Below are 19,550 nucleotides of genomic sequence, written 5' to 3'. Positions count from 1 at the left end.
TGGTGCACAATCCACCCCGCGACGAAGAGGATGAACGATCCAATTTTGCGCAGACTGACGTGGATCGCTCGGCATGGGAGAGGGAGCAATGGCTACTGACTACGACGCGCCACGCAAGACCGAAGAGGACCAGAGCGAAGAGAGCATCGAGGAGCTCAAGGCGCGGCGCCACGACAAGAACTCGGGCAAGGTCGACGAGGACGAGGCCGAGGCGGCCGAGTCCTTCGAGCTGCCCGGTGCCGACCTGTCGCACGAGGAGCTCGCCGTCGAGGTGATGCCTCGGCAGGAGGACGAGTTCACCTGCATGAGCTGCTTCCTGGTCCACCACCGTTCGCAGCTGGCGGACGAGAAGAAGCTCATCTGCCGCGACTGCATCTGAGTCCGGCAGCACCACACACGTCGAAGGCCGCGGACCCCTCGGGGGTCCGCGGCCTTTCGTGCGTCCGGAGTGGGGCGCCGGTCAGGTGGTGGGGGCGTCGGCCTTGTCGGCGTCCTGGCCGTCCTTCTGGAGGCCGGGGGGCAGGTGGCCGGTGGACCTCGCGTAGTAGTTGGCCGCCCGGCGGGTGGCCAGCATGCGGGCGATCGCGATGAGCGTGCCGCTCACCGCGGCCCACGCCACCGCCTCCCACACGTCGACGTCGGGGTCGGCCGGGTTGGCCGGCGGGTTCTTGCCGGTCGCGGCCCGCCACGTCGTGTTGAGCCCCTTCTTGGCCACGGCGGCGGCGCCGAGGGCCGCTGCGAGGGAGAAGACCGACCAGACCTTGCTGTTGCTGGATGCCATGTCGGCACCCTACCCAGCGGAGCGGGTTCCCATGAGCGCCGCCGCGAGCCGGTCGGGACGGCGCGAGCTGATCAGCCAGTACGGCGCGGGGTCGGCGGGGTCGGTGATCTCCACCCTGACCCCACGCTTGAGGTAGGGGCGCAGCAGCAGGTAGGCCCGCGCGTCGGCGTCCTGACCGGCCTGGCGGCGCATCGCCTCGGCGTCGAGGGTGGTGACCTCGCCGACGTGCTCGAGGCCGATGCGCGCCTTGCCGGCGTGCAGGCGGCCCTCGGACACGGTCACCCGCGCGGAGCCGTAGGACACGAAGGCCAAGGCCAGCCCGGCGAGCGCGACGGTGGTGACCACCCACGCCACGGCAGGCGGGGTCGCGACCACCACGGCCAGCCACAGCGTGGCCACCAGCATGGTCCCCTGCACCCACCAGCGCAGCGGGACGCCCAGTCGTTCCGCGTACTCCACGCCGCAGAGCCTAGGCGGCGACCCGGCGGGTAGATTCACCGCCCGTGCCCGACCAACCGATGACCACCGACCTCGAGGTCGCGATCGTGCGTCTCGACACCGACCTGCCACCGCCGTCGTACGCCCATCCCGGCGACGCCGGGGCGGACCTGCGCACCACCGTCGACGTGTCCCTGGCGCCGGGGGAGCGGGCGCTGGTGCCGACCGGCATCGGCATCGCCCTCCCCGAGGGGTACGTCGCGCTGGTGCACCCGCGCTCGGGGCTCGCGGCGCGCCACGGGCTCTCGATCGTCAACACGCCGGGCACCGTCGACGCCGGCTACCGCGGCGAGGTCAAGGTCATGCTGATCAACCACGACCCGGTCTCCGCGGTCGAGCTGCGGCGGGGCGACCGGATCGCCCAGCTCGTCATCCAGCGCGTGGAGCGGGCCCGCTTCGTCGAGGTCGGGGAACTCCCTGCGTCGGTGCGCGGTGACGGGGGTTACGGTTCTACAGGAGGCTTCGGTCGGTCCTGACCGATGGCCTCCGGTCCCCAGTGGGCCGCGACGATGCCCCCGGCCCCACGAGGGGTCGGCATGAAGGAGTGATGGTTCGTGAAGTTCCGCCGCAAGGCCGAGCCCACGCAGGCGACGGACGGGCCCGACCCGGTCGCCGACGCGCCTGCTGCTGCCCCGACCGGGACCGGTCCCTTCGACGAGTCCGAGGTCGCCGGTGACGGCGTCGAGCGCGTCGACCTGGGCTCCCTGCTCGTGCGTCCGACCCCGGGTCGTGAGCTGCGGCTCCAGGTCGACGAGCCGACCGGCACCGTGCAGGCCGTGATGCTCGCCGGACCGGACGGAGCGCTGGAGTTCCAGGCGTTCGCGGCCCCCCGCCACGGCGACCTCTGGTCCACGGTGCGCCCGCAGATCGCCGCCGACATCGCCGCGCGCGGCGGGACGGCCACCGAGCGCGAGGGCCGCTTCGGCACCGAGCTGGTCTGCCAGGTGCCCGTCCAGCGCCCCGACGGCACCCAGGCCACCCAGCCGTCGCGGATCATCGGCGTCAACGGCGACCGCTGGATGCTGCGCGCCTCGCTGCTCGGCCGGCCCGCGCTCGAGCCCGACGGGTCCGGCGAGTGGGAGGACGCGCTGGCGCAGGTCGTCGTACGCCGCGGCACGACCGCCATGCCCGTCGGCGAGCCGCTCCCGGTCGTGCTCCCCGAGCAGGCCCGACGGGTCAACTGAGCGCCATGCCCGACTCCACCGGTCCCTCGCCACACCGCAGCCGGCTGCGGCGCAGCCTGTCGCGCTGGGCCGACTCCGAGGACCAGCACGCGCGCGACCTGCGCAAGACCCACGCCGGGGGCGCGGACGAGACCTGCATCGGGGACGCACCCGACCGCGAGCACGTGCGGCTGCGCGGCACCGTCAAGACCGTCACCCTGCGACCGCGGGGCGGGGTGCCCGCCCTGGAGGCCGAGCTCGACGACGGCACCGGGGTCATCCTGCTCATCTGGCTGGGGCGACGGCGGATCGCCGGGGTGGGTCCGGGACGCGCGATGTACGTCGAGGGCCGCATCGGCACCGCGACGGGGCACCGGGTCCTGTTCAACCCCCGCTACGAGCTGATCCCGTGACGGAGTCCCACCCACCCGCATCGGTGGAGACCGTCGAGGAGGTCGTGCGTCGCCAGCTCTCCCAGGCCCTTGGCGGGCGTCGGGGGATGATCGAGGCGGCCGTGCCCACCATCGTGTTCACGGTGCTGTGGCTGACCACCCGCGAGCTCCAGCTCGCGCTGTCGGTCAGCGTCGGAGCGGCGCTCGTGCTCCTCGCCGTGCGCCTGGTCCAGCGCTCGAGCATCCAGTTCGTCGTCAACGCGCTGGTCGGCATCGGGATCGGCTGGTTCTTCGTGCAGCGCTCGGCCGCGGCCGGGGGCAGCGCTGACGACCAGGCACTGGCCTACTTCCTGCCCGGCATCCTCTACAACTCCGCCTACACGGTCGTGCTGGCCTTCACCTGCCTCATCGGCTGGCCGATGGTCGGCTTCATGGTCGGCAGCGTGACGGGCGATGCGACCGCGTGGCACCGCGACAAGCAGGTAGTGCGGCTGTGCTCGCTGCTCACCTGGATGCTGGTGCTGCCCTGCCTGCTGCGGGTGCTGGTCCAGGCGCCCGTGTGGCTGGCCGGGTCGTCGGGGTCGATGGACGCCGACACCGCCGTCGCAGTGCTCGGGATCATGAAGATCGCCCTGGGGTGGCCGCTGCAGCTCGCCGCGCTCGGCGCGATGGTGTGGTTGCTGGCCCGCAACCACACCCCGATGGAGCCCGCCGCCGCCCAGGAGTGAGGCGCTCTGCTCAGCCGCCGTGGCCCTGCGGCGACAGGAGCCGCTCGAGCGTCTCCTCGACGTCGGCCGGCACCACGAAGAGCAGCTCGTCGCCGGCCTCGAGCGGCTGCTCGGCGGTCGGCGGGTAGACCTGCCCGTCGCGCAGGATGGTCACCAGCGCGCAGTTGTCCGGGAAGGGGACGAGACCGCTGGGCGTGCCGACGTACGGCGACTCCGGCGGCAGCGTCATCTCGACCAGGTTGGCGTTGCCCTGGCGGAAGGTGAACAACCGCACGAGGTCGCCGACCGAGACGGCCTCCTCGACCAGGGCCGACATGATCCGCGGGGTCGACACGTTGACGTCCACGCCCCAGGCCTCGGTGAAGAGCCACTCGTTGTTGGGGTGGTTGACCCGGCCCACGGTCCGCGGCACACCGAACTCGGTCTTGGCCAGCAGCGAGGTGACGAGGTTGGCCTTGTCGTCGCCGGTGGCCGCGATCACGACGTCGCACTTGTCGAGCTGGGCCTCGTCGAGGGAGGACATCTCGCACGAGTCGGCGAGCAGCCACTCCGCGTGCGGGACCCGCTCGGGCCGGATCGCCGAGGGGGCCTTGTCGATGAGCAGGACCTGGTGGCCGTTGTCGATCAGCTCCCGGGCGATGGAGCGGCCGACGGCGCCGGCTCCGGCGATGGCGACGCGCATCAGTTCTCCTCCGGGCCGTGCTCGAGGACGGCGTACGCGTGGGCCGCGCCCTCCTCGCGGATGACGAGGTGCAGCATGTCGCCCTCCTGGATGACGGTGTCGCGGGTGGGCAGCATGCCCTCGCCCAGGCGGTCGATCCACGCGATGCGGCTGCGCGACTGCTCCTGGAAGTGGATGGTCCGCTGTCCCACCCAGGCCTCGGGGACCTGGATGTGGTCGACGCGGATGGTGCCCGACGGGTCGCGGAAGTCCGGCTCGGCGCCGGCCGGCAGGATCCGGCGCAGCACCTGGTCGGCGGTCCACTTGACCGTGGCGACGGTGGTGATGCCGAGGCGCTGGTAGACCTCGGCGCGGCCGGGGTCGTAGATCCGGGCGACGACCTGCTGGATCCCGAAGGTCTCGCGGGCGACGCGCGCGGCGATGATGTTGGAGTTGTCACCGCTCGAGACGGCCGCGAAGGCGTCGGCGCGACGGATGCCGGCCTTCTCCAGGACCTCCTGGTCGAACCCGTAGCCGGTCACCTTGTCACCGTTGAACGTGGGCCCGAGGCGCCGGAACGCGTCGGGGTCACTGTCGATGACGGACACCGTGTGGTTGCGATCCTCGAGGCTGCGGGCCAGCGTGGAGCCGACCCGGCCACATCCCATGATGACGACGTGCACGCACGCACCGTATCCCAGGTGGAGCGGCGATCCCGGCGCCCCGCCCGACCATGGCTAGGCTGCGGTCCGTGGGTGTCGGCGACGTATCGAAACGGATCCTGCTCGGGCGCAAGCTCCGCAGCAGCCAGCTGGGGGAGACCCTGCTGCCCAAGCGCATCGCGTTGCCGGTCTTCGCCTCCGACGCGCTCTCCTCCGTGGCCTACGCGCCCGACGAGATCTTCATCATGCTGGCGGTCGCCGGCGCGACGGCGTACGCCTGGTCGTGGAAGATCGGCCTCGCGGTCGCGCTGGTCATGCTCACCGTCGTGACGTCGTACCGGCAGACGGTGCACGCCTACCCCTCGGGCGGCGGCGACTACGAGGTCGCCACGGTCAACCTCGGTCGCACCGCCGGCATCACGGTGGCGAGCGCGCTGCTCGTGGACTACGTGCTGACGGTCGCGGTGTCCATCTCGTCGGCCTCGCAGTACGCCGCCGGCGCCGTCCCGGCGCTGGTCGGTCACGAGGCGGTGGCGGCCTGCGCGGCGGTGGTGGTGCTGACTGCGCTCAACCTGCGGGGCGTCCGGGAGTCGGGCACCTTCTTCGCCGTCCCGACCTACCTCTTCATGGTCTCGATCCTGGGCATGTGCGCCTACGGGCTCGTGCAGCTCCTGTCCGGCGACCTCCCCGAGGCCGAGAGCGCCGGCCTGCAGATCCAGCCCCAGGAGGGCTGGGACGGCCCGCTCACGCAGGTCGCGCTCTTCTTCCTGCTGGCCCGAGCCTTCTCCTCCGGCTGTGCGGCGCTCACCGGCGTCGAGGCCATCTCCAACGGCGTGCCCGCCTTCCGGCGGCCCAAGAGCCGCAACGCGGCCACCACCCTCCTGCTGCTCGGCATGATCGCGATCAGCATGATGATGAGCGTCATCGTGCTGGCCAACCAGATGCACATCCGGTACGTCGACCCGCACGAGCTCGAGCGGCTGAAGACCGCCGCCGGGGCCGCCCTCCCGGCCGGCTACGAGCAGAACCCGGTGATCTCGCAGATCGCCTCCGGGGTGTTCGACCACTTCCCGCCCGGCTTCTACTTCGTCGTCACCGTCACCGGCGTGATCCTGGTGCTCGCCGCCAACACGGCCTTCAACGGCTTCCCGGTGCTCGGCTCGATCCTGGCCCAGGACGGGCTGGCCCCGCGGTCCCTGGGCTCGCGTGGCGACCGCCTCGCCTACAGCAACGGCATCGTCTTCCTCGCCGCCATGTCGATGCTGCTGATCTGGATCTTCGACGCCGAGACGACCAAGCTCATCCAGCTCTACATCGTCGGCGTCTTCGTGTCGTTCAACCTCAGCCAGCTCGGCATGATCAAGCACTGGACGCGACACCTGAAGAGCGAGCGGGACCCGGCCACACGGCGCCGGATGATGCGCTCGCGGGCCATCAACACCTTCGGCCTCGGCATGACGGCGATCGTGCTGGTGATCGTGCTCCTGACGAAGTTCCTCGCCGGCGCCTGGATCACCATCCTGGCGATGATCTTCTTCTTCCTGATCATGCAGGGCATCGCGCGCCACTACGACCGCGTCGAGCTCGAGCTCGCGGCCGACGAGCAGGACAAGGTCATGCCGACCCGCGTCCACGCCATCGTGCTGGCCTCCAAGCTGCACAAGCCGACGCTGAGGGCGCTGGCCTTCGCCAAGGCGACCCGGCCCAACGCGCTGGAGGCGATCTACGTCTCGACCGACGACGCCGCCACCACCCGGCTCCTCGAGGAGTGGGACGAGCGGCGCATCGACGTGCCGCTGAAGGTCCTGCACTCGCCGTACCGCGAGGTGACCCGGCCGATCGTGCAGTACGCCCAGGAGATCCGGAAGGCCAACCCGCGCGGGGTGGTCGCGGTCTACATCCCCGAGTACGTCGTCGGGCGCTGGTGGGAGCAGCTGCTGCACAACCAGACGGCGCTGCGCCTCAAGGGCCGGCTGCTCTTCGCCCCGGGCGTCATGGTCATCTCGGTGCCCTACCAGCTGCGCTCGTCGCGGATCGCCCTCGAGCGCGAGGAGGCCGCGGAGGGTCGGGTGCACGCCGGCGACCTGCGCCGCGGCCGGGTCACGGACCGTTCCCGGGACGACCTGTGAGTCGCCACCCCCGCGCCCGGAAGTCCCGCGGCCCCTCCCGCGCCGGTGAGCGCTTCGAGGCCGAGGTCGGGCCTGTCGCGCACGGCGGCCACTGCATCGTCCGGCTCCCCGAGCCCGAGTCGCGCGTCGTGTTCACCCGGCACGCGCTGCCGGGGGAGCGGGTGGTCGTGGAGATCACCGAGGGCAGCGACGGGGACCGGTTCTGGCGCGGCGACGCCGTCGAGGTGCTCTCGGCCTCGCCGGAGCGGGTCGCGGCGCCGTGCCCCGTCGCCGGGCCGGGCCTGTGCGGGGGCTGCGACTTCCAGCACGTCGCCCTGCCGGCACAGCGCGACCTCAAGGCCGACGTCGTGCGCGAGCAGCTGGTCCGGATCGGCCGACTCCCCGCCGACCACCCGCTGGTGTCCGGCCTCGTCGTCGAGCCGGTGCCGGGGGACGACCACGGCCTGCGGTGGCGCACCCGGATGCAGTGGGCCCGCACCGACGACGGACGCCGGGGGCTGCGCGCGCACCGCTCGCGGCGCGTCGTGCCCGTCGACGACTGCCTCATCGCCCACCCGGACGCCCGCACCCCCGAGCCGGGGCCGCCGATCGTGGAGACGGTCGAGGGACGCGACTTCACCGTCGAGCCGGACGGCTTCTGGCAGGTGCACCCCGGCGCCCCGTCCGTGCTGGTGTCCACGGTGCTGGACCTCCTCGACCCTCGGCCGGGGGAGCGGGTGCTCGACCTGTACGCCGGGGTCGGGCTCTTCGCTCGCTTCGTCGGCGAGGTCACCGGGTCCCGGCTCGTCGCGGTCGAGGCCGACCGCGCCGCCTGCGGCCACGCCCGCGGCAACCTCGCCGGGCACGAGGGCGCGGTCGTCGAGTGCGGCCCCGTCGACCGGGTGCTGGCGTCGTCGTACGACGAGCCCTTCGACCTCATCGTCCTCGACCCGCCGCGCGAGGGCGCCAAGCGCGTCGTCGTCGAGCAGGTCGTCGACCGGGCGCCGCGGGCCGTCGCGTACGTCGCCTGCGACCCCGCCGCGCTCGCCCGCGACCTGGCGATCTTCGCCGAGCACGGCTACCGGCTCGAGCGGCTGCGTGCCTTCGACCTCTTCCCGATGACCCACCACGTCGAGTGCGTCGCGCTGCTGGAGAAGACCGGCTCTGACCTGCGGTGACGCGAGTCGGAGTGGCGTGCCTTCTGGCACCGCGTCCGTCGTGCACGACGACCCGGCCCTGCCGGCCGCCGGAAGCCTGACGGAGCTGGAGCCGGACGCCGGAAGCGGGCTGAGACCTACGGCACGCGCCGCAGTGTGCCGTGCAGGCTGCCGTCGTAGCCGGTCTTGTACGACAAGACATCGTCACCGAGCACGAAGTAGTCGCCACCCCCGGTGCGGAGGTCGCACGACGACGAGCTGTCACTGGTGAAGGATCCGGTGGCGAAGTCGAAGGCGGGCCCGTCGTCGATCTTGACCAGGGTGATGTTGCCGACGCACGGCAGCAGGTCCGACGTCATGGTGCCGCACGGACCACCTTCCACGCAGGAGCTCGTGATGACGAGAGTGAGGGTGAAGGGCTCGGATCCGGACATGACCTGTCCCGACCACGTGCCCGTGAGCTTCTCGAGCAGCGCCGAGCGCGGGGCCGAGCCGGACGACGGCGCGCGTGTGGCCGTCGACGGTGAGTCCACCGGAGTGGTGGCTTCCGAGCTCGCGTCCCTGGTCGACAGGGCCGTCGCGGACTGGTCGTCCGGCGCCTCGGAGGGAGGCAGGAAGTGCGTCGTGAGGGACACGGCGCCGGTGATCGCCGCAGCGCCGAGCGTGGCGACGGCGGCCCACATGCCCGTGGAACGGCCGCCGCGCGCCGAGGTCGCGGCCGCGGTCTCCTCCGGATCTTCGGGTTCGGCCATGAGGCACCTGTCCTGATCGTGCCCGAGGGGATCAGGATACCTAGGCACGGGCATCCGGAGGTGTCGACACCTGGCTAGGGGACTCGTGCGAAGGGGCCGCCGGTGGTGTCGGCGACGACCTCGACGAAGGCCTCACCCTGGTCCAGGTCGTCGGTGGAGATCAGCGAGGCAACCTGTTCGAGCGCGGTCACCAGGGTGGCTCGGGGTACGGCGGTGGCCTCGGTGCTGCCGTGCACGTCCGGGCGCGTCGACATCAGCGCGGTCAGGCGGGGCAGCGTGGCTGGTCGTTCGGCCCACAGAGCATGTAGGGACCGCGGTGTCGCGTTGCGGCTGCCGTGGTGGCCGACCTTGTAGAGGTCGATCTCGGCGAGCCTTCTCCTCAGCTCGGGCTCGTGGGGGAGCCGGTCGAGGGTGAACTGCCAGTCCTCGATCTGTGCGTCCCCGGGGAACAGCATGCTCAGACCGCCGACCTCCATGAGCAGGACCAGGCTGGTGTTGTTGAGGGCGTCGTCGAGCTTGCGCACGAGGCGGGTGACCGAGTGGAGCTTCTGCTGGGCGAGCCGGTCCACCAGCCAGCGCACGGGCCCGGGGCCGATGTGGACCGTCGGCTCGGCTCCCGAGGCGCCGTACGCCGCGTCTGCGGCTGCGTGGTGGAGAGAGGCGCGCAGGGCGAGCATCCAGTACTGGGGGTCGTCGTCGCGCTTCTTCGCGACGCGGGGATCCTGCTCCACGGTGGGGGGACCGAGCACGGTGATAGTCAGCCCGGGCAGCACCGTGGCCGTGTCCGGGTCGGCGCCGGCGTACAGGTAGCGGCCGCGGCCGTCGGCGGAGAGGTCATCGAGGAGCGCGATCGCGTCCGTGTTCTTCAACTGCTCCTCGGCCGCCGCCTTGAGCGCGGCGTGCAGTCCGGGTCGTGACCCGAGATGGTCGACGGCGGCCTGGGCCTCGGAGAGGTTCCGGGCGAACTGGGCCGAGGCCGATCCGAGGGCGGAGGCGGGGGCTGCGACTGCTGGGTTGTCCGCCGTCGCGGACAGGTCAGGACGCTCTGTCCATGGGCGCAGGACCAGCTTGGGCCTGAGGTCGCGGATCGTCGTGTCCCCGGTGTCGTCGGAGAACCCGAACAGGTGGTCCTTGTGGCGATGGGTGAGCACGACGACATCGAGCTCGCCGTGGGTGTGCTCGGCGATCAGCTTCGCGACGTCACTCATCCTCCCCTTGGCGCGGTGCTCGCGCGCCGACCTGGTGGAGCCGTAGTCGACGAGCACGTGCCGCTCGGCCCGACCGTCGGACAGCGGCGCGTCGTACTCCAGGGACATCAGGAAGCAGTCCCCGAAGCCCACCTGGTACATCCGGATCCTGACCCGCACCACCGTGCTCACCACGCCTCCCCGGAGTTGAGCTCGGTGTTGTGCAGCTCAGCGAACGCCTGCCCGCGCGCGGCACCGTCGGAGAAGCCCAGGCGCTTGCTGCGGTCGCTGCGGCCAGTGCGGTGGAGGTACTCCACGCGACGCAGCTGGCGGCGCCAGTCGTCGAGGTCCTTGTGGATGTGCAGCTTCAACCGTCCGAACTGGTCGAAGACCAGGGTTCCGCCACCGAGCAGCTGGAGAGGCGTCTCGGGGTCCAGGTCGTCGGGGATGTTCAGCTCGGTGATCTCCTCGAGCTCCTCCGCGCTGACGTCGAGCAGCTGGACGTAGGTGGCGACGGTCTCCACCACGATCAGGCCGTCCGGGGCGATGCGCTGGCTGGGGCGGACGGACTCGATGGACGTGAAGTACTTCGTGGCTATGCCGAGCCGAAGCGCGTTCTGCCACAGGAAGCGGAAGATCTCATCCCGATCGCTCCGCAGGGCCGCGAAGTTGAACCCCAGGTAGTGCGGCGCGACCTCGGCGTCGAGCACGTCGGTCACGCTGTTCCTGGGTCGGTGGATGCCGGCCTTCTCGAACCGGTCGACGAGGATGTCCCGGTAGCCGAGGTCGTCGTCGGGGACCACCTCGGCGTCGGCGAGGAGCACGGCGTCGAGCAGGTCGCCGAACTCGAACTCCACCGGTGGCAGGTAGTCCAGCCCGCGGATCAGCATGGTGAGCAGCTGCGAGGCCGCCCGCGCGCCCTCCTCGGCCGCGCGGACGCGGTCGAGCGTCGCCACGTTGGTCTCTTCTGGCGCCAGGAGGGGTTCCAGGCGCTTGACCCAGATGTCGATCAGGAGGTCGAGGACGACGGCGACCAGCACCTCGCCGCGTCGGTGCGGTTCCTGGAACTGCGGGAGGTCGGCCCAGTCGGCGGGGGGCGGGTGCATCGCGGAGCGCCGCAGGGCGCCGCGGCCCTGGGTCAGGACCTGCCCGATCTGCTCGGCGACCCCGGCCAGGACGCCGCTGCGCAGCTGCGCGGGCTCGACCTGGCGGCGCTCGATCCGTCCGGCCTTGTCGGCCCTGCCCAGGCACTGCTCGACCACCGGTCGCATCGAGAAGACCGACAGCAGCGCGACGATGTCGGCGAATCCCTCGTGGAACCCTGCCTGGTCGGGGAGACCGGGCTCGAGGAACCGGCTCCGCAGCCCGTCCAGCACCGCGTGCGTGGTCTCGTGCACGACCACGTCGTAGCTCAGGCAGGTGTAGGTCGGCCTCCCCGCGATCGCCGGCACGTAGCCGAAGAGCAGGGCGCGGTCCTCGGAGGCGTAGTAGGCATTGGCCTCGGCGAAGGCGTGTGGGACCAGGTGGAGGTGGTGGCCGTTGAATCCCCACGAGAGGCGCCGCCCGAGCGCCGACTCGAAGGTGGCCAGGGTGCGCGAGGCGGCGGCGTACACCTGCTGGGCGTGGAAGCCGTAGTCGGTCTCGAGCACCCTGTCGGCTGCGTCCGCGAACGCGTCGTCGTTGGGCAGGCCCGGATGCTTGACGTACCTCCCGGTCGAGGCGTCGAAGTCGACGACGTGGAAGCGTGCCCCGCGGGGCCCGTCCTCCATCCGCGACCACGGGATCTTGACCGCCGCGGTCAGGATCGTGCCGTCGTCGCCCGTGACCGAGGGGTCCTGGGCGATGATCCGCAGCGTGATCTGGTTGCGGGGGGCGTCCGGCGCCTCGGTGAACTCGACACCCTCGGGCACGACTACCCCCCGACCCGGGGGCGGTAGGGCTTCGCGGAGCCGGCGGTGCCGTCGATGCGTTGCTGGACCGACGGGTGCAGGACGTCGGCCGGGGTCAGGACGCGCGCCTTCCAGCCCATCCCGAGCAGCGCCCAGTAGAGCTCGTGGCGATGGACCTGTCCGTCCACCGCGTTCGAGGCCGGGAGCGGCGTGCCGGGCGGTACGCCGACCAGGTGCTCGTACCGCTGAGCATCGATCCTGAGTCCCGCGGCTCCCGCCTCGTCGGCCATCCAGCCGAGCGCGATGTCGGAGAGGAGGTGCTCCTCGTACTGGCCACCGACGTCGCTGTGCACGCCCGCGAACCAGACCTCCTTGAGGGCCTCGGGACGCTCGGCGACCTGCCTGGGGTCGAACCGGTACGACGGGAACGGGCGTCGGTTCTCGTCGATCGCGATGGCCAGTCGACCCGCGGCGACGTTCTTGACGTTGCGGGTGAACGGCCAGTGGGCCTGTTCGAACCTCGCCCGAGCGTTGAGCCAGCCCACCGACTTCACGGTGTCCCACAGGCCGAGGAAGGTGATGTTCTGGGCGAACCGCTCGAACTCCGGGTTGCCGAACTTGCGACCGAACTCGCCGCGCGTCTCCCAGTACTTCTTGTCCTCGGCCTCGCTGACGCTGCGCGAGGTGTTGCGCGCATAGAGCTTGATCGCGTAGGGCACCAGGTTCTCCGCGCCCGCGCTGAGCAGACCGACGGTCCTGAGCATGCCGGCCAGCGCCAGCGCCGTGTAGGCGCCGCGGCTGAACCCGAACACGTAGATCCGGTCACCGTGGCGATAGTTCGCCATCAACCACCGGTAGGCATCGACGATGTTGTCGCGCACGCCGTAGCCGGCGACCAGTCCGGCGAAGCGGGTCATCGACCTGCCCACCGACGTCGTGGCGCTGCGCGCTCCCATGGTCCCCACGCCCGGGTCGTAGTAGACGAGCTGGTCCTCGTCCTTGATCGCCATGTCGAAGAGACGGGCCACGTTCGTGACGTCGGCCTCGGGCTCGTTGCTCGTGCCGTCGAGGCACAGGACCAGGTTGCGACCCGGAACGTCGGGGAGCTGGTGCGCCATCAGGGCCTCGCAGGGCGATGGGTGTTCCTACCGAACAGGACAGGCGTGATGTCACCTGGTGTTGAGGCCGTCCGAGACCCGAGTGGCCGGCCGAGTGCTGACCGCGATCCAGGTCGACGATACGTCTGGCCACGCCGATTCGAGAACCACGACTTCGCTCCCGGCCGGTTCCAGCGGCAGCCCCAGGCTCCGTGCTCGAGCCCCAGAGCCCCCGTGCCCGCGGTCATCGTCCGGGAGTGAGCAGTGCCCGCGACGTCATGCCGACGGTGTGCGCCAGACCGTCCAGGAAGCGGTCACGCAGGGGGCTGGCGCGGCCCAGTGCCCAGATCGTCTCGGCGGTCACCCAGGCGAGGTCGCGGGCCTTGTCGATGTTCCAGGTGCTGAGCAGGTGGACGACCGGGCCGATCCGGTCGTCGGCCTGTGTGCCGATGGCGTCGAGGAAGGACCGCCGGATCGGGGACTCGACCTGGGCGAGGACCAGGTTGACCGTCTCGTAGTCGCGGTGGATGTCCTCGGGCCGGAGACCACGCGCGCGACACGTGCTCACCACGGCAAGAGGCAGGTCGTGCTCGATGTGCGCGTTCATCCCGGCGAGGGCGTACTGGATCGGCAGGAGCCCGGCGACGCGTGCCTGGAACAGCGGTCTCCACGCGGCCGGGACGTCACCCGCTGCGGCGTCTGCGGCGTACGCCTCCAACCAGAGGTCGGCGAAGCGGACATCGAGCTCAGCCATCGTCGCCGCGTCCCGGAACATGGTCGGGTCCGTGGCAGGATCAGCGATCATCGCGGCTATGCGTTCGGTGACGGTGAGGTACATGCGGTTGAACACCGCAACCCCGTCGCGCTCAGCCAGCTCCGCGTCGATCTCCCGCATCCGGGAGATGACGGCGTCGACCGTGGTCGGCGGGCTCACCGAGGACGCCGGATCAGATCGGTTCGGGTTGGGCGCCGAACGAAGGAGCTGAGGCTGTCGTGTCCTCGGCCGGCTCCGTGGGCGCCGAGGGCGCGGGACGGGGCAACGGCCGCTCGGGTCGCGTCGCTCCGGTGGCCTTCCCGGGGGCGTTGCTCAAGATGGTGCGGGCCTGCTTGTCGACGAGCCCGGTGAACAGCTGCTGGGCCACTCCGAAGCCGAAGGCGTAGGCCAGGATCTGCGCCTGCGAGTCCAGGTTGGAGAAGCCGGGGATGAAGTCGCCGCGGATGGCGATCAGCGCCCCGACGGCGGTGACGGCACCCAGGGGGAGCTTCAGCAGCGCGAGCGCCTGGGGGACGTTGTACGGCGATGCCGTGGCCTGCATGTTCTTGATCGCCAAGATGGCGGCCAGGAGTCCTCCGAGTGTCCCGAGCAGGGTCACCGTGATGACGTCGTGGCCCGAGGGCACGGAGGATCCGGAGGCGCAGATCGCCCCGTCGGCACCCTCGAAGCAGAAGGGCACGTCCGTCGGGTTCGCGTAGACGTACACGACGAACGCCACGAGCAGCACCGACATGGCGCAGGCTCCGCCGAGGACGGTGTTCCGGAAGTTGCGCAGCCTCAGGTACTCCGCGTCCGAAGCGCCGAAGCCGATCTCGACGGCCTTCGCCAGGCGCGCGGTACGGCCCCTGTCGGTGGGTGAACCAGCCAGGAGCTGCAGTGCCGCCAACCGGCGGGGGTCGTCACGGTCGAGTCCGGCCTCGACCCGGGCGACGGCCTCGGGGACCTCGGCCTCGATGTCATCGGGACCGTAGATGCCCACGATCATCGACTCGGCGGCGTGCAGGTTCTGGTAGGCCGCGTCGATCAGGGTTCCTCGCCACCAGTTGCTCAACCTGCCCGGGGCCGGGTCGCGACGCACGGTCGCGCTACGGGCGGCGGCCAGTCGCTTTCGCACGCCGTCCTCGATGGCCTGCTGCGCCGGCGTCCAGGTCGTGGTCGAGACCCGCAGCTCGTCGACCTTGGCCTCCATCATCGCCGCCGCGACGTTCACGTCCTGAGCCCACACCCGCTTGCAGGCTCTTGGTTCTCCGTCCTTGCTGGTGAACACGACCCCTCCCTAGTGACCTCGGCTCGAGATGCCTCCAGTGACCATGAGTCGGAACCACGCGTTGCGATACAGCATAGGGTGAGAAAGCCTCGATGAACCCGGTCACGGCTCCCCACCTCCGCACCGCGCTTCTCGGGCACGCGAGTCCTCGAGCCCCTCGACCTGTCGGTCCGGCGTGGGTAGCGTCGCGGCCATGAGCGAGACCGGCATCGACCCGAGCGTCCCACCGAGCGGGCCGGGGTGTGTGGAGTGTGAAGCGGCGGGCGGCTGGTGGGTGCACCTGCGGCGGTGCGCGCAGTGCGGCCACGTCGGCTGCTGCGACTCCTCCCCGTCCCAGCACGCGACGGCCCACCACGGCGAGACCGGGCACCCGGTGATGCAGAGCTACGAGCCGGGGGAGGACTGGTTCTGGGACTTCGCGCGACAGGAGAGCCTCGACGGCCCGGAGCTGGCGCCACCGACCTCGCACCCGGACGACCAGCCTGCGCCCGGCCCCGCCGGGCGGGTGCCGGGCGACTGGCGCGACCACGTCCACCGCTGACCCGGCCGCCGGTTGCACGATTGTGCCGCGCCGGCGCCGCGACGTACCTAGCATCACGGCATGGGGGATCGGCGGCTGGCCTGCGCACTGGCGGTGCTCGTCCTGAGCGGGTGCTCGGCGGGCGGGGGAGAGGACGTGGCCGGGGCCTCACCCGGCCCCGCGCCGACGACGACCGTCACCGCCACGGCCACGGCGACGGTGACCGAGACCGAGACGGTCACTCCTGACGCTGCCCTGCTCCCGGCTGAGTCGATCGCCGTCGAGCCGCCGCAGCTCGAGCTCGAGGTCTACGAGGACGGGTGCGGCGTGATCCGCACCGAGGCCGAGCCCGGCGTCACCTACGACAACCTGACCTGGTCGGTGAAGGACACGGGCGGCTTCCAGGTCCTGGGGCGGGTGGCGGAGAACGAGACCCGCTACCGCTACTACCTGGGGGGCCGCTACACGGTGGTGCTCGAGGCGTCCTGGGGCGGGGGCTACCACCCGGTGAGCAACGAGGTCACCATCAACTGCTGACCGTTGCCTCCCCGGCTCCGGCGGGACAAGGTGGGGCCATGGCGACGTACACCGTCAACGCAGCCGCGGTCGAGCACGCCCGCCGCCTGATCGAGTCCCGGCAGTACGTGCTCGACAGCGACTGGGGCGCGACCCAGCCCGACGCGGCCGCGCAGAACGCGTACCTCGAGCGCCACACGTGGGAGGAGTACGCCGCGTGGCACCTCGGGCTGACCGAGGGCGCCACGGACGGCACCAAGGCCCGCTACGCGTTCGTGTACGGGGACCTGCGCCGCATCCACCGCAGCGGCCTCATCGCCTGCGTCTACCGAGCCGCGGAGTGGCGGCACAAGCAGGTGGAGCTCGCCGCGCACGACCTCCTCCAGCGTCTCGACGCACGGGCCGGTGTCGCGTGACTCCTCTCTCGTCATCATGTATCTTGATGTCGAGATAAACACCCGCACCCGCACTTAGGGGTGCCTTGCTTCCGCGAGATCGACGGACGTGGGCAAGATGGGTGGCAGACCCCGACGACTCAACAGGAGATGTGGCGGATGGCCAGTCAGGACAGCTTCGGCGCCAAGAGCACCCTCGATGTGGACGGGAAGTCCTACGAGATCTTCCGCCTCGACAAGGTGGTGGGCGACGGCCTCGACGTCGAGTCGCTCCCGTTCAGCCTCAAGGTGCTGCTCGAGAACCTCCTCCGCACGGAGGACGGCGCGGACATCACCGCCGACGACATCAAGGCGATCGCCGGCTGGGACGCGGACGCGGACCCCAGCAAGGAGATCCAGTTCACCCCGGCTCGCGTGATCATGCAGGACTTCACCGGCGTCCCGTGCGTCGTCGACCTCGCCACGATGCGTGAGGCGATGGCCGAGCTGGGCGGCGACGCGACCAAGATCAACCCGCTCGCCCCCGCCGAGATGGTCATCGACCACTCCGTGATCGCCGACGTCTTCGGCACGCCGGAGTCCTTCGAGCGCAACGTCGAGATCGAGTACGAGCGCAACCGCGAGCGCTACCAGTTCCTGCGCTGGGGCCAGGGCGCCTTCGACGACTTCAAGGTCGTCCCGCCCGGCACCGGCATCGTGCACCAGGTCAACATCGAGCACCTCGCCCGCACGGTCTTCACCCGCGAAGTCCCTTCGACGGGCTCAGGACAGGCGACGGTGCTGCAGGCCTACCCCGACACCTGCGTCGGCACCGACTCCCACACCACCATGGTCAACGGCATCGGCGTCGTCGGCTGGGGCGTGGGCGGCATCGAGGCCGAGGCCGCGATGCTCGGCCAGCCGGTCAGCATGCTGATCCCGCGCGTGGTCGGCTTCAAGCTCAACGGCGACCTGCCCGAGGGCGCGACCGCCACCGACCTCGTCCTCACGATCACCGAGATGCTGCGCGAGCACGGCGTCGTCGGCAAGTTCGTCGAGTTCTACGGCCCCGGCGTCTCGGCGCTCCCGCTGGCCAACCGCGCCACGATCGGCAACATGAGCCCGGAGTTCGGCTCGACCATCGCGGTCTTCCCGATCGACCAGCAGACCGTCGACTACCTGCGCCTCACCGGTCGCTCCGAGGAGCAGCTCGCGCTCGTCGAGACCTACGCCAAGGAGCAGGGCCTCTGGCACGACCCGGACGCCGAGCCCCGCTACTCCGAGAAGCTCGAGCTCGACGTCTCCACCGTCGTCCCCTCGCTGGCCGGCCCCAAGCGCCCCCAGGACCGCGTCGAGGTCACCGAGGCGAAGGCCTCCTTCCGCAACGCGCTCAAGGACTACGTCTCCGAGGGTGACACCGACCCCGACGACGCCGCCGAGGCGACCGGGTACGACGAGGCGGTCGAGGAGTCCTTCCCGGCCTCCGACTCGCCGTCGCACGCCGGTGGCAACGGTGCGCCCGTGCACGCCGACTCCAGCCCGTCCGCCGGTCGTCCGAGCAACCCCGCGACGATCTCGCTCGACGGCCAGGAGGTGCAGGTCGACCACGGGGCCGTGGCGATCGCCGCCATCACCTCGTGCACCAACACGTCCAACCCCAGCGTGATGATCGGGGCCGCGCTGCTGGCGAAGAAGGCCGTGGAGAAGGGCCTGACCCGCAAGCCGTGGGTCAAGACCACCCTGGCGCCCGGCTCGAAGGTCGTCAGCGACTACTACGAGCGGTCCGGGCTCACGCCGTACCTCGACAAGCTCGGCTTCAACCTCGTCGGCTACGGCTGCACCACCTGCATCGGCAACTCCGGCCCCCTCATCCCCGAGGTGTCCAAGGCCGTGCAGGACAACGACCTCGCGGTCGTCTCGGTGCTCTCGGGCAACCGCAACTTCGAGGGCCGGATCAACCCGGACGTGAAGATGAACTACCTGGCGTCCCCGCCGCTGGTCGTGGCCTACGCCCTCGCCGGCTCCATGGACGTCAACCTGTTCGAGGACCCGCTGGGCCAGGACACCGACGGCAACGACGTGTTCCTCAAGGACATCTGGCCGAGCCCCACCGAGGTGGAGGAGACCATCGCCCAGGCGATCACCTCCGACATGTTCGGTGAGTCCTACAAGGACGTCTTCGCCGGCGACGAGCGCTGGCAGTCCCTGCCGACCCCCGAGGGCGACACCTTCGAGTGGAACCCGGAGTCGACCTACGTGCGTCGTCCTCCGTACTTCGACGGGATGCCCGACGAGCCCACGCCCGTCGAGGACATCGAGGGGGCGCGCGTCCTGCTCAAGCTCGGCGACTCGGTCACGACCGACCACATCAGCCCCGCCGGTGCGATCAAGAAGGACAGCCCGGCCGGTCGCTACCTCGCCGAGCACGGCGTCGAGCAGCGTGACTTCAACTCCTACGGCTCGCGCCGAGGCAACCACGAGGTCATGATCCGCGGCACGTTCGCCAACATCCGGCTGCGCAACCAGCTGGCCCCCGGCACCGAGGGTGGCGTGACGCGCGACTTCACCGCCGACGGCGAGGTCACCAGCGTGTTTGAGGCGTCCGAGCACTACATCGCCGCGGGCACCCCGCTCGTCGTCCTGGCGGGCAAGGAGTACGGCTCCGGCTCGTCGCGCGACTGGGCGGCCAAGGGCACCTCGCTGCTCGGCGTGAAGGCCGTCATCGCGGAGTCCTACGAGCGCATCCACCGCTCCAACCTGATCGGCATGGGCGTCATCCCGCTGCAGTTCCCGCAGGGGGAGAGCGCCGAGTCGCTCGGCCTGACCGGCGAGGAGACGTTCTCCATCACCGGGATCACCGCCCTCAACGAGGGCTCGACGCCCAGGACGGTCACGGTCCGCGCCGGCGACACGGAGTTCGAGGCGGTCGTCCGCATCGACACCCCGGGTGAGGCCAACTACTACCGCAACGGCGGGATCATGCAGTACGTCCTGCGCAACCTGCTCAAGGGCTGACCCTGCGC

21 protein-coding genes are annotated in these 19,550 nt (G+C 70.9%); 11 read left to right on the top strand and 10 right to left on the bottom strand.

Going from position 1 to position 19,550, the window contains the following annotated elements:
• Positions 1-88: 88 nt before the first annotated feature.
• Complete coding sequence (locus ASG94_RS00620; protein ID WP_056924522.1) at positions 89-379, top strand: DUF4193 domain-containing protein; 291 nt, start codon at positions 89-91, stop codon at positions 377-379.
• Between the two features lie 81 nt (positions 380-460).
• On the opposite strand, the gene ASG94_RS00615 is transcribed toward ASG94_RS00620, so the two are convergent.
• Together ASG94_RS00615 and ASG94_RS00610 are read right to left on the bottom strand one after the other, a co-directional pair.
• The gene (locus ASG94_RS00615) at positions 461-781 is read right to left on the bottom strand and encodes a DUF4235 domain-containing protein (protein WP_056924521.1); all 321 of its coding nucleotides are present in this window, start codon (positions 779-781) and stop codon (positions 461-463) included.
• 9 nt (positions 782-790) lie between these two features.
• Positions 791-1,240 (bottom strand): DUF3093 domain-containing protein, encoded by a 450-nt coding sequence (locus ASG94_RS00610; RefSeq protein ID WP_056924520.1) that lies wholly within the window; start codon positions 1,238-1,240, stop codon positions 791-793.
• 59 nt (positions 1,241-1,299) lie between these two features.
• On the opposite strand from ASG94_RS00610, the gene dut reads away from it, so the two are divergent.
• The 4 genes from dut to ASG94_RS00590 all read left to right on the top strand — a co-directional run bounded on the left by dut (position 1,300) and on the right by ASG94_RS00590 (position 3,562).
• Positions 1,300-1,755, top strand: a complete 456-nt coding sequence (dut, locus tag ASG94_RS00605) for a dUTP diphosphatase (protein WP_056924519.1) — start codon at positions 1,300-1,302, stop codon at positions 1,753-1,755.
• A gap of 78 nt (positions 1,756-1,833) precedes the next feature.
• Positions 1,834-2,463: a DUF3710 domain-containing protein gene (locus ASG94_RS00600; RefSeq protein WP_056924518.1), complete on the top strand. Its 630-nt coding sequence runs from the start codon at positions 1,834-1,836 to the stop codon at positions 2,461-2,463.
• A gap of 5 nt (positions 2,464-2,468) precedes the next feature.
• Positions 2,469-2,855 (top strand): OB-fold nucleic acid binding domain-containing protein, encoded by a 387-nt coding sequence (locus ASG94_RS00595; protein ID WP_056924517.1) that lies wholly within the window; start codon positions 2,469-2,471, stop codon positions 2,853-2,855.
• Positions 2,852-3,562 carry a DUF3159 domain-containing protein gene (locus ASG94_RS00590; protein WP_056924516.1) on the top strand — a complete coding sequence of 237 codons (711 nt, stop codon included), beginning with the start codon at positions 2,852-2,854 and terminating at the stop codon, positions 3,560-3,562. The genes ASG94_RS00595 and ASG94_RS00590 overlap by 4 nt, the downstream gene beginning before the upstream one ends.
• A 10-nt stretch (positions 3,563-3,572) precedes the next feature.
• Here the strand turns inward: ASG94_RS00590 and ASG94_RS00585 are convergent, their stop codons facing one another.
• Positions 3,573-4,244: a potassium channel family protein gene (locus tag ASG94_RS00585; RefSeq protein ID WP_056924515.1), complete on the bottom strand. Its 672-nt coding sequence runs from the start codon at positions 4,242-4,244 to the stop codon at positions 3,573-3,575.
• Positions 4,244-4,906, bottom strand: coding sequence for a potassium channel family protein (locus tag ASG94_RS00580; protein WP_056924514.1), 663 nt, complete (start codon positions 4,904-4,906; stop codon positions 4,244-4,246). The genes ASG94_RS00585 and ASG94_RS00580 overlap by 1 nt, the downstream gene beginning before the upstream one ends.
• A gap of 50 nt (positions 4,907-4,956) precedes the next feature.
• On the opposite strand from ASG94_RS00580, the gene ASG94_RS00575 reads away from it, so the two are divergent.
• Both ASG94_RS00575 and ASG94_RS00570 read left to right on the top strand, forming a co-directional pair.
• Complete coding sequence (locus ASG94_RS00575; RefSeq protein ID WP_056924513.1) at positions 4,957-7,014, top strand: APC family permease; 2,058 nt, start codon at positions 4,957-4,959, stop codon at positions 7,012-7,014.
• Positions 7,011-8,171: a class I SAM-dependent RNA methyltransferase gene (locus tag ASG94_RS00570; protein WP_056924512.1), complete on the top strand. Its 1,161-nt coding sequence runs from the start codon at positions 7,011-7,013 to the stop codon at positions 8,169-8,171. Before ASG94_RS00575 ends, ASG94_RS00570 begins: the two co-directional genes overlap by 4 nt.
• Before the next feature lie 116 nt (positions 8,172-8,287).
• Here ASG94_RS00570 and ASG94_RS00565 read toward each other — a convergent pair whose 3' ends face one another.
• The 6 genes from ASG94_RS00565 to ASG94_RS00540 all read right to left on the bottom strand — a co-directional run bounded on the left by ASG94_RS00565 (position 8,288) and on the right by ASG94_RS00540 (position 15,117).
• Entirely contained in the window at positions 8,288-8,902 is a 615-nt protein-coding gene (locus ASG94_RS00565) for a hypothetical protein (protein WP_056924511.1), read from the bottom strand.
• Between the two features lie 74 nt (positions 8,903-8,976).
• A complete protein-coding gene (locus ASG94_RS00560) occupies positions 8,977-10,281 on the bottom strand; it encodes a hypothetical protein (RefSeq protein WP_056924510.1) in 1,305 nt (434 codons plus the stop codon).
• The gene (locus ASG94_RS00555; protein ID WP_056924509.1) at positions 10,278-11,999 is read right to left on the bottom strand and encodes a hypothetical protein; all 1,722 of its coding nucleotides are present in this window, start codon (positions 11,997-11,999) and stop codon (positions 10,278-10,280) included. The genes ASG94_RS00560 and ASG94_RS00555 overlap by 4 nt, the downstream gene beginning before the upstream one ends.
• 2 nt (positions 12,000-12,001) lie before the next feature.
• Entirely contained in the window at positions 12,002-13,096 is a 1,095-nt protein-coding gene (locus ASG94_RS00550; protein ID WP_056924508.1) for a DUF2235 domain-containing protein, read from the bottom strand.
• Between the two features lie 223 nt (positions 13,097-13,319).
• The gene (locus tag ASG94_RS00545) at positions 13,320-14,009 is read right to left on the bottom strand and encodes a DUF5995 family protein (protein WP_200957995.1); all 690 of its coding nucleotides are present in this window, start codon (positions 14,007-14,009) and stop codon (positions 13,320-13,322) included.
• 13 nt (positions 14,010-14,022) lie between these two features.
• Positions 14,023-15,117, bottom strand: a complete 1,095-nt coding sequence (locus ASG94_RS00540) for a hypothetical protein (RefSeq protein WP_156411366.1) — start codon at positions 15,115-15,117, stop codon at positions 14,023-14,025.
• 193 nt (positions 15,118-15,310) lie between these two features.
• Here ASG94_RS00540 and ASG94_RS00535 point away from each other — a divergent pair, with 193 nt between their 5' ends.
• The 4 genes from ASG94_RS00535 to ASG94_RS00520 all read left to right on the top strand — a co-directional run bounded on the left by ASG94_RS00535 (position 15,311) and on the right by ASG94_RS00520 (position 19,542).
• The gene (locus tag ASG94_RS00535; protein ID WP_056926193.1) at positions 15,311-15,658 is read left to right on the top strand and encodes a UBP-type zinc finger domain-containing protein; all 348 of its coding nucleotides are present in this window, start codon (positions 15,311-15,313) and stop codon (positions 15,656-15,658) included.
• A 60-nt stretch (positions 15,659-15,718) separates the two neighbouring features.
• Entirely contained in the window at positions 15,719-16,174 is a 456-nt protein-coding gene (locus ASG94_RS00530) for a hypothetical protein (RefSeq protein WP_156411365.1), read from the top strand.
• Between the two features lie 38 nt (positions 16,175-16,212).
• Positions 16,213-16,569, top strand: coding sequence for a hypothetical protein (locus ASG94_RS00525; protein ID WP_056924505.1), 357 nt, complete (start codon positions 16,213-16,215; stop codon positions 16,567-16,569).
• Positions 16,570-16,707: 138 nt separating this feature from the next.
• Entirely contained in the window at positions 16,708-19,542 is a 2,835-nt protein-coding gene (locus ASG94_RS00520) for an aconitate hydratase (RefSeq protein ID WP_056926192.1), read from the top strand.
• The last annotated feature ends 8 nt before the right edge of the window (positions 19,543-19,550 follow it).

The organism is Nocardioides sp. Soil805, assembly GCF_001429625.1.
GTDB lineage: Bacteria > Actinomycetota > Actinomycetes > Propionibacteriales > Nocardioidaceae > Nocardioides.
Note: the sequence above shows the minus strand (reverse complement) of the source record. Positions and strands in the feature narration are given on the sequence as shown.

Excerpts from the sequence above, each read along its gene's own strand:
- ASG94_RS00620 (WP_056924522.1), top strand. The coding sequence starts at position 89 with ATGGCTACTGACTACGACGCGCCACGCAAGACCGAAGAGGACCAGAGC.
- ASG94_RS00615 (WP_056924521.1), bottom strand. The coding sequence starts at position 781 with ATGGCATCCAGCAACAGCAAGGTCTGGTCGGTCTTCTCCCTCGCAGCG.
- dut (WP_056924519.1), top strand. The coding sequence starts at position 1,300 with ATGACCACCGACCTCGAGGTCGCGATCGTGCGTCTCGACACCGACCTG.
- ASG94_RS00595 (WP_056924517.1), top strand. The coding sequence starts at position 2,469 with ATGCCCGACTCCACCGGTCCCTCGCCACACCGCAGCCGGCTGCGGCGC.
- ASG94_RS00585 (WP_056924515.1), bottom strand. The coding sequence starts at position 4,244 with ATGCGCGTCGCCATCGCCGGAGCCGGCGCCGTCGGCCGCTCCATCGCC.
- ASG94_RS00575 (WP_056924513.1), top strand. The coding sequence starts at position 4,957 with ATGGCTAGGCTGCGGTCCGTGGGTGTCGGCGACGTATCGAAACGGATC.
- ASG94_RS00565 (WP_056924511.1), bottom strand. The coding sequence starts at position 8,902 with ATGGCCGAACCCGAAGATCCGGAGGAGACCGCGGCCGCGACCTCGGCG.
- ASG94_RS00550 (WP_056924508.1), bottom strand. The coding sequence starts at position 13,096 with ATGGCGCACCAGCTCCCCGACGTTCCGGGTCGCAACCTGGTCCTGTGC.
- ASG94_RS00535 (WP_056926193.1), top strand. The coding sequence starts at position 15,311 with ATGAGCGAGACCGGCATCGACCCGAGCGTCCCACCGAGCGGGCCGGGG.
- ASG94_RS00530 (WP_156411365.1), top strand. The coding sequence starts at position 15,719 with ATGGGGGATCGGCGGCTGGCCTGCGCACTGGCGGTGCTCGTCCTGAGC.
- ASG94_RS00525 (WP_056924505.1), top strand. The coding sequence starts at position 16,213 with ATGGCGACGTACACCGTCAACGCAGCCGCGGTCGAGCACGCCCGCCGC.
- ASG94_RS00520 (WP_056926192.1), top strand. The coding sequence starts at position 16,708 with ATGGCCAGTCAGGACAGCTTCGGCGCCAAGAGCACCCTCGATGTGGAC.